The organism is Microcoleus sp. T3_D1 (assembly GCF_036700405.1).
Lineage (GTDB): Bacteria > Cyanobacteriota > Cyanobacteriia > Cyanobacteriales > Microcoleaceae > Microcoleus.
Window position 1 is genome coordinate 67589 of the sequence record NZ_JAUBOV010000011.1, and the last position, 16571, is coordinate 84159.

11 protein-coding genes and 1 pseudogene are annotated in these 16571 nt (G+C 47.0%); 4 read left to right on the plus strand and 8 right to left on the minus strand.

From position 1 onward, the window contains the following. Positions 1-166 precede the first annotated feature (166 nt). Entirely contained in the window at positions 167-1894 is a 1728-nt protein-coding gene (locus QT992_RS07895) for a diflavin flavoprotein (RefSeq protein ID WP_333336876.1), read from the minus strand. Positions 1895-2327: 433 nt separating this feature from the next. Between QT992_RS07895 and QT992_RS07900 the strand changes: the two genes are divergently transcribed. Both QT992_RS07900 and QT992_RS07905 read left to right on the plus strand, forming a co-directional pair. After that, positions 2328-2543: a hypothetical protein gene (locus QT992_RS07900; RefSeq protein ID WP_333315912.1), complete on the plus strand. Its 216-nt coding sequence runs from the start codon at positions 2328-2330 to the stop codon at positions 2541-2543. Between the two features lie 178 nt (positions 2544-2721). Next, positions 2722-2937 carry a DUF4129 domain-containing protein gene (locus QT992_RS07905; RefSeq protein WP_333315913.1) on the plus strand — a complete coding sequence of 72 codons (216 nt, stop codon included), beginning with the start codon at positions 2722-2724 and terminating at the stop codon, positions 2935-2937. Between the two features lie 459 nt (positions 2938-3396). Here QT992_RS07905 and QT992_RS07910 read toward each other — a convergent pair whose 3' ends face one another. Together QT992_RS07910 and QT992_RS07915 are read right to left on the minus strand one after the other, a co-directional pair. Next, complete coding sequence (locus tag QT992_RS07910) at positions 3397-6012, minus strand: Calx-beta domain-containing protein (protein WP_333342837.1); 2616 nt, start codon at positions 6010-6012, stop codon at positions 3397-3399. Between the two features lie 762 nt (positions 6013-6774). Next, positions 6775-8883, minus strand: a complete 2109-nt coding sequence (locus QT992_RS07915; protein ID WP_333315916.1) for a GAF domain-containing protein — start codon at positions 8881-8883, stop codon at positions 6775-6777. 314 nt (positions 8884-9197) lie between these two features. Here QT992_RS07915 and QT992_RS07920 point away from each other — a divergent pair, with 314 nt between their 5' ends. After that, the gene (locus QT992_RS07920) at positions 9198-10109 is read left to right on the plus strand and encodes a pantothenate kinase (RefSeq protein ID WP_333315917.1); all 912 of its coding nucleotides are present in this window, start codon (positions 9198-9200) and stop codon (positions 10107-10109) included. Positions 10110-10205: 96 nt separating this feature from the next. On the opposite strand, the gene QT992_RS07925 is transcribed toward QT992_RS07920, so the two are convergent. The 4 genes and pseudogenes from QT992_RS07925 to QT992_RS07940 all read right to left on the minus strand — a co-directional run bounded on the left by QT992_RS07925 (position 10206) and on the right by QT992_RS07940 (position 13385). Then, positions 10206-11012 carry an alpha/beta hydrolase gene (locus tag QT992_RS07925; RefSeq protein WP_333315918.1) on the minus strand — a complete coding sequence of 269 codons (807 nt, stop codon included), beginning with the start codon at positions 11010-11012 and terminating at the stop codon, positions 10206-10208. 157 nt (positions 11013-11169) lie between these two features. Next, positions 11170-11625 (minus strand): NUDIX hydrolase, encoded by a 456-nt coding sequence (locus QT992_RS07930; protein ID WP_333315919.1) that lies wholly within the window; start codon positions 11623-11625, stop codon positions 11170-11172. Positions 11626-11702: 77 nt separating this feature from the next. Beyond that, a pseudogene (gene bcp / locus QT992_RS07935) lies at positions 11703-12155 on the minus strand (thioredoxin-dependent thiol peroxidase); the annotation flags it as partial. Between the two features lie 15 nt (positions 12156-12170). After that, on the minus strand, positions 12171-13385 hold the full coding sequence (locus QT992_RS07940; protein ID WP_333315920.1) for a transposase: 1215 nt from the start codon (positions 13383-13385) through the stop codon (positions 12171-12173). 897 nt (positions 13386-14282) lie between these two features. Between QT992_RS07940 and QT992_RS07945 the strand changes: the two genes are divergently transcribed. Continuing rightward, a complete protein-coding gene (locus QT992_RS07945) occupies positions 14283-14474 on the plus strand; it encodes a hypothetical protein (protein ID WP_190738786.1) in 192 nt (63 codons plus the stop codon). A gap of 488 nt (positions 14475-14962) precedes the next feature. Here the strand turns inward: QT992_RS07945 and argH are convergent, their stop codons facing one another. Continuing rightward, on the minus strand, positions 14963-16348 hold the full coding sequence (gene argH / locus QT992_RS07950; RefSeq protein ID WP_333341356.1) for an argininosuccinate lyase: 1386 nt from the start codon (positions 16346-16348) through the stop codon (positions 14963-14965). Positions 16349-16571 lie beyond the last annotated feature (223 nt).

A 16571-nucleotide genomic window follows, 5' to 3' on the forward strand; every position in this document is an offset into this window, starting at 1 on the left:
GATGAAGTCGAATAAAACATCGGCTGACGCACCTTACTAATACGTTTGGGGTGTGTTGATTCAGACAGTCAATCAATATGTCGTTGAATTTCCCTCTTGCTTCTGACAACTGCCAACTGCCAACAGTCAACTGACAACAGTCAACTGTCAACCGTCAACTGACATCCTAATAGTGATTTCCCACTTTGCGGTGGTGAACTGCCGGCAGTGCATCGGGATTGGATACGCGGCCGTTATCGACGATCGCATATACGATATGATGATCCGAAAGTTCCATCCGGCTGACTACTTCGCATTCCATGTAAGCCAAGGAATCTGTCAGAATGGGAGAACCGTTGGTAGCAGGTTGAGTTTTAACTCCGGCAAATCGATCGGCACCAGGAGCAAAACGCTTTAAAAAGTGCCTCATCAAAGTTTGATAATTGCCTTCTTCGAGCACGTTGAGAACAAATTTATCTCCCGCGTGCATCATCGATTCGATCGCCCGATCCTTCGCTACTGCTATTGTTAAACCCAGGGGTTTAAAGCTGGCTTGCGTTACCCAAGAAGCCAGCATCGCACCGCTAACCTCGCCTTTTTGGGCGGTGATGATGTACAGTCCGCCGCTGATCCGTCCCAAAGCTTTATCGAGGTCGCTGTCGAGGGCCTTCATCTGTTTGACAGCCTTGTCCCGCGTCAGCCACTGTCCCAAGTCAGTGCCGGCTTCGTCGCAAAGTTGATAACTCGCTTCTGTCGGCGTATCTTTAATCAAAATGTTGGGAAATGCTTCTTTTAAACCCAACTCTTTGAACTTGTTTCGCAGCGGGTAAATTGATGCGTCATCGCCACCGCCGGATTCGCACAAACCGAAAGATTGTTTGTTGTTAGCCGCAACTAAAATTGTGTTGATAGCAGCTTCGGCATTCACAGCAGCAGTACCACTACTCGGCGGCGAACAAATTACGATACCGGCGGCGGTACCGACAAGTTCGCGGACTTCTTGCAAGTCGGCGATTCTCAAATCCATCATTTCCACAGCGACACCGGTTTTGGTGATACCGTGGGCGATCGCTTGGCTGAGTCGATCGCTCCATCCGTAGTCGGAGGTGTAAAATACCGCTACAGTGGTTTCTGCCTTAGCTTGCGCTTGACTCCACTTTTTGTAGCGTCCGGTAAGTTCCACCACATTGTGCCGCAGCAGTGGCCCGTGACCGGTTGCAATTGTACCGATTTCTCCCAACTCTGCCATCCGCTTCATCGCCGCGAGTACCGATCGAGCATTGGGACCCATCAAACACTCATAATAAAAGTGGTAATCTTCCTCAACTGCTGCTAAATCGTCATCGAAGGTGCTGTCGGAACAGTAGTGCATCCCGAAAGCATCGCAGGTGAACAGCACTTGAGTTTTGCTGTCGTAGCTGAAAATAGTATCGGGCCAGTGCAAGTTCGGCGCCGATACGAATTCGATAATGTGGCCGTTTCCTAAATCTAGTTTGTCCCCGTTTTTGACTACCAATCGCTCAAATGGTTGGTGTACAAGGTTTTCTAAAAATTGAATTGCTACTTTCGCCCCCACGACAATCGCTTGGGGTGCCAACGCCAACACGTCTTTGACTAAACCGCTGTGGTCTGGCTCGGTGTGGCTGATAATTAGATAGTCAATCTCTTTGGGGTCAATTTCGCCCGTCAGAGTTTCCATGTATTGCTGGCGAAACTTCTCGTGCGAGGTATCGACGAGGGCTGTTTTTTCACCGCGAATAATGAATGAGTTGTATGTTGTACCGTTTTTGAGTCCGAATTCGATGTCAAAGCGGTCTCTATCCCAGTCCAGGCATCGAATTGCCGTTGTATCAGGGGCAATTTCGACTTTTTCCACCGTCAATCTGCGTTGGACTCGTTCAGTCAGCGCTACCATCACTGCCTCCTTGTCTTTTACCCATTACCTTATTGTTTCCATTCTGACACGTTTCTTTTGTAAATCTTTATCAAATTTCCTATCACTCAGTTAAGCATCCCAAAAGTGATATCTATCTATTGACAAAAAGCTAATATGTGTGGTATAGAAACCGAGTTCGATGGGTTGGGCGATCGAGGTACTGAGTTTTGCATGGAAATTGCGATCGAGGAGTCAATTAGTTAGTAGCAACTTAAAAGCTGTAAAAAATGTGCAGTAAGACGATCGAATAAAAAAATCCCAAATCCACAAGCCAAAATCGATTAAGTGATGTAAAGCTATGTCTGAAAGTTCCTTTGATCAAACTAATTTGGGTTGGCAATTAGGACAGTCGCAACAACGATTGCAGGAGTGGTGAGAACTAAAAACTGCCCAAAATATACCGAATGTCTAATTGCCATCTTGGTTTGATTCCCCCATCTTGGGGGCGATCGCTAAAGCCGCCTTTTGGTTAATCTTAGCATTGCTCGCAGTCTGGGCGAGTTGGCAGATTTGGCAACTGTTACGTTTTTATATTCATAATTTCAAAAATAAGAATCAACCAACTGATGGAAGTGCGAAAAAAACAATTAAAGATTTGTCGGTAGTAGCGTGGTTGTTGCGATCGTAAAAATTGCAGCAACAAGGCAAATACCGCCAAGCTTGCCGCTGTCTTTACAGGGAGCATCTCAGTTTTGTAAAAAGCATTTTTTTTATTGTAGTGCGAGCGTCCCCGCTCGCGTATTGTACAATACGCGAGCGGGGACGCTCGCACTGTAAATGCAAAACTGAGATGCTCCCGTCTTTACATGGCTTTGTTGCAGCCGTTAAATGATGCGGGAACCGTGGTTGACAAACCCAGCCGCACTGATGGCGAATATTTGCAATTAATCCAGCAATTACCCCAGCCAGTGCCTTACGAAACTTTGATAAGAATACATGAGCAACTATATTTTGGGAATAGGGAAGCTGACGCCTCAACCTTTGAACAGTGTCAGCAAGCTTATCAACAAATTAAGGATTAAGTAGGTAAGCGCAAAAAAACAATAATATCCAATCGATAAATTTAGGGGCAGGTTTTACCAAAAATTCTTGCCAAAAACCGACAATCTCAAAAACCTCCACCCAATGGCAAATCGCAATCTAATTATTTCCATATACAAGGGTTCAAGGTCGTACTCGAATAACGCGCGTAGCATCTAAGAGTACGACCTTGAAATGGTTCTATCAGACCGAAGTAGCAAATGGGTTGAAGGCAACGAAACTAGCACCAGCAATGGGATTCGGGTCGAGGTCGCCCACAATCAGCCCTGTAGGTGAATCCCATTAGTTGTCGGTGCCAGCGACTGTCACACAGCGAAGATTTTACCCGCGTACCTCACTTTCTTGAAAAAAGCTGTAGCGAGGAATCAGACTGATAAAAAGCATTTAACTACTTGCGGGACATATTAGTAGAGCAAGGATTCCTCGCCCTACTAACAGCCTTAGATGAGAGTGATACTTGTTGCCGCTGTACTGCCGAAACTGTAGCCCGCAGTGGGGTTAGCAAGACCTAAGCGCACAGTCCCATTATTGGTACTAAATGGGTTGTCTTGAAGAGTAAAGGTTTGGCTGAGTTGGCCGTCGGCGAAGGACAACGTGCCGCCAGTGGAGCCGCCCGGGTTAAGCAGGTAGTCGGTAGCATATACAGGTGCAAGACCGGCGCCTGGAGTACCCGCCAGAATAATATAATCAATCGATGCTGCACCTAAGCCGCTTGAGCGGGTAACTGTAACCGTTGTGCTGCCCCCCTGAGTGGCGATCGTGCCGTAATTAGACGCACTATACTGGAAGATATTGCCAGATGCACTGCTGCTACCGTCAATAATGTCTAGTCTTGCTGTTGACGGAGTGCCGACGGGGCCGTTGTTGAGAAATAGGTTAACAGTCTCAGTCATTTCAGGCACAGTATCAGGATTGACAAAGATGCTGAACGTCGTGGAAGTTACCCCAGGGCCAAAGGTGAGTACACCAGCACTAGAGGAATAATCAACCGCAGTTCCAGTTGATAGGGCGGTGCCGTCAAGAGTACTGTAGCTAATCGTTGCAGTCCCCGTATTAGGGCCGATGCGATTGACTGTCACCGTAGCAAAGCCAGATGATTCCTGAGTGCTGAAAGTAGCCGCACTAAAAACAAACTGGGTTGCTGTTGATGTTGCTGGAGTTGGAGTCGGCGTCGGAGTTACCATCGTCCCAGGCGGCACATCATTAATCGTCAAAAGTGACGGACTACTGCCGACATTGCCACCGAAGAGCACCAAATTCACCGTTTCCGGCGATGATTCCAAAATCGAATCAGTCAAAGCCGTCACGGTGAAACTAGCGGTTGTTTGCCCCGCAGCAAAATTCAACACCCCCGCCGACGTTCCAGTGTAATCCGGTGCACTGCCTGTGGAACTTGCCGAACCGTCAAGAGTAGCGTAGTTAATCGATGCAGCCGCCGTGCCACCGGTGCGAGTAACGTTAATCGTAGCCACGTTGCCTTCAGCCACCGTGTAATTTGGTTGGGCGAACTGGAAGATACTTGGAGATGTCGGCGTCGGCGTCGGAGTCGGAGTCGGCGGCACATCATTAATCGTCAAAATTGACGGATTACTGGCGACATTGCCACCGAAGAGCACCAAATTCACCGTTTCCGGCGATGATTCCAAAATCGAATCAGTCAAAGCCGTCACGGTGAAACTAGCGGTAGTTTGCCCCGCAGCAAAATTCAACACCCCCGCCGCCGTTCCAGTGTAATCCGGGGCACTGCCTGTGGAACTTGCCGAACCGTCAAGAGTAGAGTAGTTAATTGATGCAGCCGCCGTGCCACCGGTGCGAGTAACGTTAATCGTCGCCACGTTGCCTTCAGCCACCGTGTAATTTGGTTGGGCGAACTGGAACAGACTTGGAGAAGTAGGCGTCGGCGTCGGAGTTGGCGTCGGAGTCGGAGTCGGCGGCACATCATTAATCGTCAAAATTGACGGATTACTGGCGACATTGCCACCGAAGAGCACCAAATTCACCGTTTCCGGCGAGGATTCCAATGTCAAATCAGTCAAAGCCGTCACGGTGAAACTAGCGGTTGTTTGCCCCGCAGCAAAATTCAACACCCCCGCCGCCGTTCCAGTGTAATCCGGGGCACTGCCTGTGGAACTTGCCGAACCGTCAAGAGTAGCGTAGTTAATCGATGCAGCCGCCGTGCCACCGGTGCGAGTAACGTTAATCGTCGCCACGTTGCCTTCAGCCACCGTGTAATTTGGTTGGGCGAACTGGAAGAGACTTGGAGATGTCGGCGTCGGCGTCGGAGTCGGCGTCGGAGTCGGAGTCGGCGTCACATCAATGCCTTGATATTGAATACTCCGCACTAGGTAGTCGGAACTATCGGTTCTGGTGGAGGTAGCGAGGTAGGCAGCGGTGGGGTTATCGTAGGCTGTGGCCTTGAACCGCAGTTCGTCAAAAGCAACGCTAGTGGAATTTGCTTGTATCTGGAATGTGAAATTGCCATCGTCACGATCGCCAATGAAAGTCACTCCATCGGAAGACACAGCGATCGGTTTTTGACCGCTCGTCGGAGCGTTGACGCGAGAGATCGTAAAATTGCTGGCCGATACCGGCGCCCCATTATTAAAGAGTTGCAGCAAACCAGCTTCATTGCCTTGATCGTTCACTGTAGTAGAAGTTGATTTGGGAAGTAATCCACTCAGGCCGATCGTGGCGCTAGTGATGTTTTTGTTATCTGCCCATTTCACCTTCAGCACCTGAGATTTATTGGTGTTGGGGTCATAGTTGATTTCCGCCCGAAGTTTATTGACATCGGTAAACCAACCAGGATAATCAGATGGGACACCAATACCACCGGGACCGCCGTAGCTCAACCAGCTTTTAGGGTTTTCGTTCGTTGCTAAGGTGAGGTTGCTGATGGCAGTAGGGTTAGTGTAGTTCGTTTCCACGCCATCAAAAGCTATCCCAGACAGTTGGATGCCTTGATTCTGGGCGGCAGTAGGCCATTGTGTAATTAGGTCAGTGACACTGCTGTAATTATTGGTTTGACCCAAAGAACCAGTGATTGAAGTAGCCATAGCTTCTGTGTTAATGATGAGTAATTAAGGATTAGAAGTGACTGAAAACCAGAGGTTGGGCTTTCTTGTAGCGATCGGTCACTGCAAGAAAAATTTCCTCATAGATTCAGGTAAATCAAGTAAAAATGCTTGCCCAATAAGCATCTGAAGGTATTATTGCCCCCGATCAAATGCTGAGTGTAAATAATTACACCTACTTATACCTATTTACATAGATATGTCTAACTTTCATCATCAATAAGTTTTATCCGGAACAATTGCGAGCTTTTTTTCAGCCCTATAAAAAGCGGGTTTTCCACATCTGTAAAGGAGAGCTTAAATCCCACATTCCGGGTCCCCCAGAGGCAGCGTTCACTGCTTCAGCGGACAGAAGTGAATCCGCAGAGACAATTATGAGTAAAAATACTTATGATTTTATATGTCTAAGCATCACCCAGTTGGGAATTTCTGAAAATTGGGGTTCGGGCGTAAGTTAAATCTGATTTCATTAAAAATGCGTTAGCGAAGCTGGCCGTAGGCATCGCTAAAAAACCAAGTTTATTGCTGATCCGTAATGTGATTGACGATCGCCCTCAAGATGTCGGCGTTGCTGATTTACGGTATGAAACGCTAAATATGCCCGTCATAGAAACCAGTATCCACAAAGCTTTTGGATTTTAAAGTTATTTTTTTCATAGCCTGATTAAGCAACGCCAAGATGTCAAATGGGTTCTATACTACTGCCAAAGTGACAAAACAGAGTTAATCTGACTAAAGCAGGAATTATGCACTTACCCTCCTCTGATTTGTCAGCGGCAACTCTACAATAAACTCACTTCCTTCACCAACCTGACTGACGCAACGGATCTTGCCACCGTGAGCTTGGACAATTACCTGATAGCACACTGAAAGTCCCAAACCAGTGCCTTTACCCACAGGTTTAGTAGTAAAAAATGGGTCAAAAATCTTGTCTTGAATTTCTGCAGGAATGCCACTTCCCGTGTCGCGGATAGAGATTGTTACCCAGTCCGGCTCGCTTTGCCAACTGCGGATGGTTAATTCCCCCGGTTTGCTCGTTGACTGAAGCGCATCTAAAGCATTGTCAATCAAATTATAAAATACTTGGTTAATTTGACTGGCATGACATTGGACGGGTGGCAAACTGCCGTATTGCTTGTCTATTTTGATATGGGTTTTTAGCTTATTTTGCAGCATTAAGAAACTGCTTTCTAAACCTTCATTCAAATCTACTGGTTTTAATTCAGCGTGGTCTAAACGAGAAAAATTTCGCAGCGTCATCACGATCGAGCGAATCCTCCCGCTTCCTTCCCGCATAGAATTGAGCAGTTTACCAAAGTCTTCTCGAATGTAATCGAGTTCTAGTTCTTCATTGATTCTGACAATTGCTGCCGCTGCTTCCGGGCAGGCAGTTCCAGCCACTTCTAGAGCTTCGTTCAAGGCTTTAAAATATTCTTGAGCGTGAAACAAGTTAGCGTGGATGAAATTGTTGGCGTTGTTAATTTCATGAGCAATCCCCGCTACCATTTGTCCCAAACCTGACATTTTTTCGCTTTGAATCAATTGCTGCTGTGTCGATCGCAATTCTTCCAACGCAACCTGCAACTGCTGGGTTTGAGCTTGAGATTTTACCGCAGCGTCTTGGACTTGGCTGTAAAGTTCTGCTTGCTGAATTGCGATCGCCATTTGGTTGGCTATTTGGGATAGCAACTCCATCTCTTGCCGCTGCCAATTGCGGGTATCCCCGCACTCGTGAGCAATCAGCAAACCCCACAGCCTACCGGGAAATTTATGATTATAGCTTCCGGCTGTGTCGGAGGTATTTTCTTCAGTTCTGGATGTAACAATCGGCACAATCAGATTAGCTTTTACCTGCAAACTATCTAAGAAATCGACATGACAAGGCTCTAAACCAGCATTAAAAATATCATTAATTGCTTTGACGCGCCCTTGTTGGTAAAGATCGGCGTAATCTCCCCGGAAACACTTATCCGCCCCCATATCTCCTAAAATTGAAGGCCAAGGAACCGTCATGTTTTCAACAACAACTTTTCCTTGCCAGTTGTCTTGAAACTGATAGATAATTACTCGATCGCACTGCAACAGTTGGCGGACTTCCCTCACCGCTGTTTCCAGGATAGTTTCCAGATCCAGCGTACTGCGAATTTGGTTGCCGATCAGCCGCAGCAGCGATTCTTGTTCCGCTTGGCGCCTGGTTTTGCTATAGAGTTTGGCTTGATTGATCGCGATCGCCAATTGCGATCCTACCCCTTCTAAAAGCTGCCTTTCCCAATCAGTCCATTCCCGTTCGCGATCGCACTGATGCAAACCAATGATGCCATTCACTTCACCTTGATAGCGAGTAGCTATTGCCAGCATTGACTTAATCTCCAAAGCTTCGGCAATTTTTCGGGTTTGTGGATTCAATCCCGGAAAATCGAGAAACTTCGTCAGGGCTAGGGACTCTTGCTGAGACACGACGGCAGCCAAATGCGGGTTGTCACTCATCGGTACTTTCATTCCCAGTTGAATCGGATAGTCCCCCGCGTTGTACTCTCCGCGCGTAACTAAAGTTTTTTCTGTATTTGATTCTTTGACCAAAATGCTCACGCGACTTGCCTGTAGCGCTTGTCCCAGCAATCTGCAGGCTGATGTCAAAATTTCTTCTATGTCAAGTGTACTGCGAATTTCGTTATTAATTTGGTTCAGCAAGTTTGATAACTGAACTTGCTGCTGCATCTGCACAATTAGGGCTTTTTGTTGGTCTACTTCCGGCAGCGAAAGACTTTCTTGCTGCATCCAGTTTTCCGATTCAGGCAACCGCGAAGTTACTCTGTACCAGGGGTTTTCGTGTTCTTGTATTTTTAAAGACATATTTACTCAGCAGTTGTACAGTATTTTGATTGAGTCGGGTTTTTTAAACCTGTGCTTACCCCGCCAACAGCCCCATCGCAGCTACCAGGACTTTGGAATATCTTAAGACATTATAAAGGAGGCCGCCTGAGCAAAGCAATTATTTGCTTTACAAATATTTATATTTAGCAAGTATGCGCTCTGCAGGCGACAATACTAATTGGTGCGCGGCATAGAACTTGGTTAGATGTCAAATAGAGTTAACCGCCCGGTTAAGCAAATAAAATTAATCTAAAATCTATCTTTAGTTCAATGTTTGCGCCGGCCCGCTTAACATGGAAAATTCACTTCCCGACAATTTTGGTTCGCCAGCAACCACCGACAACATTACTTCTGGATCGACAGGTAAAGCCCAGATTAAAATAGCTTTGGCGATCGGCAATTCCCGGCTGCACTGGGGATTATTGGTGGGCCAAACCCTGGAGAAAACGTGGGATACAGAGCATCTCAATGCTGATGCGGTTTCCCGGCTCTCCGAGAAGGAAAAGGCCGAATATTTGGTGCAAATAGTAATGAGGTCGATCGAGGAAATATCTGCTCAAAATCTCCTTTGTCTTCCTGCTACTCCCGCATTTTCTAGTCCTCACACACTTTCTTTAGTTCCCCTGCCTCTAGTTTTAGCCTCCGTTGTTCCCCAGCAAACAGCAATTTGGCACAGTTATCCAGATGTCGGGATTATTACTTTAGACCAGTTACCGATCGGGGGACTCTATCCTAGCCTGGGAATTGACAGAGCTTTGGCTGTACTGGGTGCTGGCAACCAATTTGGTTGGCCTGTTTTACTTATAGATGCTGGTACAGCTTTAACATTTACTGGGGCTGATGTCAATAGGTATTTAGTTGGGGGCGCAATCTTACCAGGTTTGGGTTTGCAGTTATCGTCGCTAGGTAAAAAAACCGCTGCATTACCTTTAATCAGTTTACCACAAAATCTGCCGCACCGCTGGGCGAAAGACACTGCTGGGGCAATTCAAAGCGGAGTTGTGTATGCGGCGGTGGCAGGAGTTAGGGATTTTATTGAAGATTGGCGGGGTTTGTTTCCTGATAGCAAAATTGCGGTCACGGGGGGCGATCGCACTATGCTTTTAAAATACCTCACAGCAGCCTTTCCTGATACAGCTGCAGGCTTAATTGACGCACCAGAGGCTATTTTTTGGGGAATTAGCCTGTTAACTGTTGAGTGTTGACTGTTAACTGTTGAGTGTTGACTGTTAACTGTTGACTGTTGTCATTTTATCAATGATCAATGCCCAATGACCAATTCCCAATGACCAATTCCCAATTCACTTAGCAAACTGGCGAATATATTTAGCAACAACATCCGGGACTTCCTGCGGCAAATTGCTTTCCCCCGGACTTACCAATTGCAGTTCGGCATTAGGAGCCAGAGCAGCATAGGATTGACACAAAGACGAAGCTGCGGGAGTATCTTCAGAACCGTGCAACAGCAAAACAGGCGCTTTCAGCAAAGGCAAATTCTCCTCAACTAATTCCGCTGTAATTTCAGCCCGCCGCCGCCCGAACAGCAACTGCACGGCAACTGGGGACTGCATCAACTGCTGTCTGAACTTTAGCAATCCGTCAATCTTGTTTTGGCTACCCAGCAACTTAGCAATTGGATAGATCGATCGCAGCAACCAGAAAGCGAACGGAGGTTGACCGATCAGCCAGCTAGCCGTCTGCCACCGCCCCCGCCGGTTGCCAACCTTGACGCCTTCTGGGGCCAACAACACCAAACCCTGAACTCGATCGGGATATTTGATAGCGTAGCTGGTGGCCACCCAGCCGCCCAGAGAGTGAGCGATTAAATAAACCTGTCGCAGCTTCAAAGTATCGAGGTATTGGGCGAGACATTCTACTTCCAGGTCGATCGAATAATGAAGATTGGGGTGTTCCGAGTCGCCAAACCCCAGCAAATCCGGTGCGAAGCAGTGGTAGTAGGGGCTCAAATGTTCGATCGTCCTCAGCCACTGACTGCTGTCGTGCCAAGAACCGTGCAAAAATACTAAATTCGGGCCTTGACCGACTTCGTGCCAAAAGACTTGCCCTACAGAGAGTTTGACCCTAGAATTTCGTAGCGGTGAGTACATCCGGTTAAATATTTAGTAATAAAAAGATGATTAATTTAATGTCCAGAGATTGTGCATAAAAGTAGGAAAACATTGAAAATTAATTCCACATTCATAACAGACAACTTTTAACGGCGAGGTAATTTCCGACTTTTCTCAAATTTGGATACCCGCCGATTTACGCCAAAGTTGTCAGGCCTTGAAAATAGTCCTGTAAGTGTTGGTCGTTATCGTGGCTGAGCTGGCCCTCCGGCAGCGATGCGGGGAAAAAAGCCTCAACCTCGCTGACTTCAAGCGTATCCTGAACTTGCATCTTGCCCTGCACCTCTGCCGCCACCACGATACAAATCGAGTGCAGGCGAGGGTCTCTATCGGCAGCCGAATAAACGCCCACCAAGCGATGGATTTTGACTAACTCGAGTCCTGTTTCCTCCGCTAATTCCCGGCGCACAGTTGTGGGAATATCCTCTCCCCAATCCACCATACCTCCCGGCAGTCCCCAGCGACCGTTGTCGCGGCGGCGAATTAACACAATTCGCCCGTCAGGCAATACGGGAATCACCGCAGTACCAGTGACGGGATGTCGAAAAATCAGTCCCAGCACAGTTTGTACAATTTGCCACAATCGACGCATAAACTCAAAAGCTTGTTTAGGAGATAGTAATTTCAGGGCTCCTAGCTCGCAGCTCCGGAGTCTTAATTTTTAATTTTTCATTCAAGCCAGAGGTCTGGCAAATCTGCTAATATCTCCGCTGCGTGAGATTCTGGTTTGACTTTGCGGTAAACCTTTTCAATCCTACCATCAGGGTCGATCGCGAAGGTCGATCGAGTAATCCCCATAAATTCTTTTCCCATAAATTTTTTTAGTCCGTAACAGCCGTAGACGGTAGCAACTTCGGCGTTTAAGTCGCACAGCAAGGGAAAAGGCAGTTGATATTTAGCTGCAAACTTGGCGTGGGCCCCGGCCCCGTCTGTACTGACGCCGAGAACTGCTATATTGCGCGACTGGTAGTCTAAGTAAATATCGCGAAAGCCGCAAGCTTCTTTAGTACAGCCAGGGGTATTGTCCCTAGGGTAAAAATACAGTACAACTCGCCGCCCTCGAAAATCTGCAAGATTGAAAACATTGCCTTGTGCGTCGGGCAGACTGAAGACAGGAGCTACTTGACATACCCCTGCCTAAAGGCGAGGGGATTCTTGATTCGCAGGGATTCCAATGAATTTACCCTCGGCAAGCATCTTGACCGTATGCCCTACGGCTGCAAGTCCTCTAATTAGAACTACTTGAGCGGCTGCAACATCTCTGTCTGTTGTATAGCCACAGTTCGAGCATGAATGAGTACGCTCATCAAGCTGTTTTTTTCCTGTTTCTGCTAGACAATTGGGGCAAACTTGACTCGTTTTATGAGCGCTTACCTTCTGAAAGTACACGCCATATTTCAAACAAGTTTGCTCTAGGATTGTGAAGAACTGACCCCAGCTTGCGTCTAAGCAGTGTTTCCCCAGCATCGCCCTAGACAGCCCAATCAGATTCAGATCCTCAACGAAAATCATTCCCACATTTTGGCAGATTTGATGAGATAATTTACGATGCCAATCTTTCCGACTATTAGCAACGTATTCATGCAGTTTTGCGACTTTCTTTTGAGCTTTACGCCAATTGTTAGAACCTAGTTTTTTACGACAGACACGTTGTTGCAGCAATTTAAGCTTGCGTTCTGCGTCTTTAAAAAATCTTTGGCGCTTGACTAAAAGACCGTTAGAAGTTGCTATGAAATTAGTTAATCCAACATCAATTCCGATACCTTCACCGTGGGGCATTGGATTTGGCGCTGAAACGTCCCATTGTAGGGTTAACATCACGTACCAACCGCTAACCCTACGGACTATCCTTGCTTGCTTAATCGTTGCACCATCAGGGATAGTCCGTGATTGATGAAACTTAACCAAACCAATCTTAGGAAGCTTCACTGCTTGATTTTGGACGGGGTTAACCCCCAATTGTGGGAATACAAACGATCGCATTGTTCCTGCTTTCTTAAAGCGGGGGAAACCGTGTTTTTGTTCCCACATACTCACAAACGCTTTTTCAAGCCTTTTCAGTGTTTGCTGTAGGACGTGTACTTGGACGGCAGCCAGAGTGGGTATGTTTGCCCTAGCCGTAGTTAAACTTTTGCACTGGCTTGCATAAGTTGGTCGTTTTGTTTCGGCCCGAATGATGAACTCAGATCGGATAGAGCAAGCGTTAATTCGACAACTACGAGACTCAAACCAATGTTTACGCTCTGCCAATGCGTAGTTGTATACGCGACGGCATTGTTCTAGCCAATCTTCAAAGATTGCTATTTGTCCTGCCGTTGGTTTGAGTTTGAATTCGTAGACTAAATGAAACATTTGCTCTATCCTCCTACCTGATTATACCACAATCCTGAGCAAACGTTGAAACGCTTTTTCAAGAAGTCTACTTAAAGCCGTCCTAAAAGGACGGGGCTTGCACCCAAATTTTCGGTCACCGGGATAAATCGTCATTGGTCGTATTTTGTCAAGAGTTTATAGAAATATTCTGGAAGATTGACAACATTGCGTCCCATCGCACCCAGATTCCCAGCGACTTGAATCCCGGTGTTCTTTTTTCTGGGTCTTGTACCGGGTGTGCTATGATCGTCATCGGTCTAAAATTGAGTATAACTAGCCCACGTAATAACTTAACTGGATTAGTTGAGTGCGTAGTCACACCTAACGGTGTTGCGGTTTAGCTAGGCAGACAGGAATCCCCACACTATACCGATCGAAGGTTAGTGTGGGATAAAAGGCGCGTGAGACTCCTGATTCCACCCCTCCACAATCTCATAAGCTATGCTTATGAGATTGTGGAGGGGTGGACAACGAGACGAACCAATTCCTTTTGATAATATCAGTGGGGCTGGACGTGTTCCTCACTTTAAAACGCCTTAGAGGGAAACGATTGGAGTACCTTGAAGGAAGTTCTCGATCTCCTTAACAGGACTCAGAAGCCTAAACCATATCGCTTGCGATTGTTGTGGCCGCGTCACGAAAGCTAAATTTGAACAAAACCTAGCTACAGAAAGAGAACAGATCGAGTACGGTAGGACATACCGGAATTTACGCTTGGGGAGAAGACACCTATATTTGGGCGGGAGAAATCCTGTCACAAGCAAGTGAATTCGCTGAACCAAGAATCTCAGTCACCAAGAGTGCACAGAGTGTCAAACTTAAGAATCCCCGTGCGTGAAAGCCCGGGGACTGTCAATGTTTATTAGTGAGGTCAGAATGGCTAAGCGCCGCAATCTCAAGAAAGAAAAGGCACAACGAAATCAAGCATACGCTCGCAAGTTTCGCAAGCGGAGAAATCAAGATATGTTCTCCAACAAGAGAAGACGATTTGACGGCGGTAACGGCGGTGGCATGGGCGCCATGAGCGGTGGCGGCAGAGACAAAGACATGGCTGCTGCTGAAGATTAATTGAGTTGGACTTGCATAGCCAAAAAGTTTACTAAAATTAGTCATACTTAACTTGAATGGTTAACATTCGGGGCGGTATGATTACATCAGTGCCAAAAACAAAGGCTTAATTATCTGGGGTAGTAAACCGAGCGTGCAAGTCAAAACTGACCAGCCTATTACAAGGTCGAACGGGAGTCCGCGTTTCGTTAAATTGGTTGAAAATATTGGATGACTCATGGCTAAAAGCTTCAACTAAAATTAACTCAATTAGGGCGATGCTCCACCCGAATTAACGCCTGTGGACAAGTTGCGAGCCGACTCCCTTGGGTGAAACTCCGAAGCTGACCCTTCAGGAGCAATCCTGATTGAATGGTGAGACTTAAATAAGTTTAGCCAAGTTTTGTGTAGCAGTCAGGCTATCTGCCGAACTTAGAACCAGAGTGGAAAACACGCTCGTTCTTTCGTAGAGATAGCCAGCCGGAATTTGTCCAATAATTCAACGATGTTTAGGCGATTCGATCGCGCGCAGCGATAAGTGATTTTCTCACTTGTTCAAACCCGGTACCCCCGTAACTATTGCGAGCCGCCACCACTTGCTGAGGCGCGATCGCGCTGTAAATGTCTGTCTCAAAGGCTGGGTGCAAGTCTTTCCACTCCTCAAGTGTCAAATCTTTGAGGAGTTTGCCCCCCGAAAGGCAAGTTTTGACGACTTTGCCGACAAGGTTGTAAGCTTCCCGGAAGGGAACGCCTTTGGAGGCCAAGTAGTCGGCTACGTCTGTAGCGTTAGAAAAGTCTTCCGTAACTGCTGCGGCGAGGATCTCGCCATTAAACTCGATTCCTTCGCGCAACAAAATGGTCATTGCTTCCAAGCAACCCTGTACCGTTCTTACGGTATCAAACAAAGCCTCTTTATCTTCTTGCAAATCTTTGTTGTAGGCCAAAGGAAGTCCCTTCACTACTACCAACAAGGCTTGCAAGTTACCGAACACCCGCCCCGCTTTGCCCCGCACCAACTCCGGCACGTCGGGATTTTTTTTCTGGGGCATGATGCTAGAACCAGTAGCGCAGCTATCTTTGAGCGTAATAAATCCAAATTCGTGAGAAGACCACAAAATCATTTCTTCTGACAAGCGGCTCAGGTGTACCATAATCAAGCTGGCTGCAGCGAGAAATTCGATCGCAAAATCTCGATCGCTCACTCCATCTAAGCTATTAGCATAAACCTTGTCAAATTGCAAGAGTTCTGCAGTATAATGTCGGTCGATCGGGAAAGTCGTCCCCGCCAGCGCGCCACAACCCAAAGGCGAAACATTCACCCGCTTGCAGATCTCGCCGAGACGTTCCCAATCGCGATCGGTCATTTCAAAATAAGCTAACAGGTAATGAGCCAAACTGATCGGCTGAGCGCGCTGCAAATGAGTGTAACCGGGAATTAAAGTTTCCACGTTACGATCGGCAATATCGAGCAAAACCCCTTGAAATTCCCGCAATTGCGATCGAATTTCGGCGATGCGATCGCGCAAATACAAACGAGTATCAGTGCCGGCTTGATCGTTGCGCGATCGGGCAGTGTGCAACTTTTTCCCAGCATCCCCCACAATCTCCGTCAGCCGCTTCTCTACAGCGAAGTGAACGTCTTCGGCATCAACTCCCGGAACAAAAAGTCCTTGGCGGTATTCCCGGCGGATCTGTTCCAAACCATTGACTAACTGTTCGCCTTCTGCTGCGGAAATAATCCCCGTTTTGGCCAGCATTTTAGCGTGAGCGACAGAACCAGTCAAGTCATACTCAATCAATTCAATATCGAAGCCAATACTAGCATTAAATCGGGCGATCGCCGGGTGCAGCGCCGATTCAAATCTTTGACTCCAAGTTTTTTGTTGTGTTGTCATTGCTGAAGCTAAAACTAGATTATATCTCTGTTGCAGAAGTCTCTAAAAACCGGTTTGTAGCAAAGACTTTAGTCCTTCTTCCGGTTTGTAGTCGGCCCTTTAGTCCTCCCTCCCAAATTTTGTAAGAAAAAACTCAAGTCCCGACTACAAACTTTTTATACATCTTTTGACCCGAAAAAACTGAAGTCTGGACTACAAAATTGTGAAAGTTTTGCTGCATCAG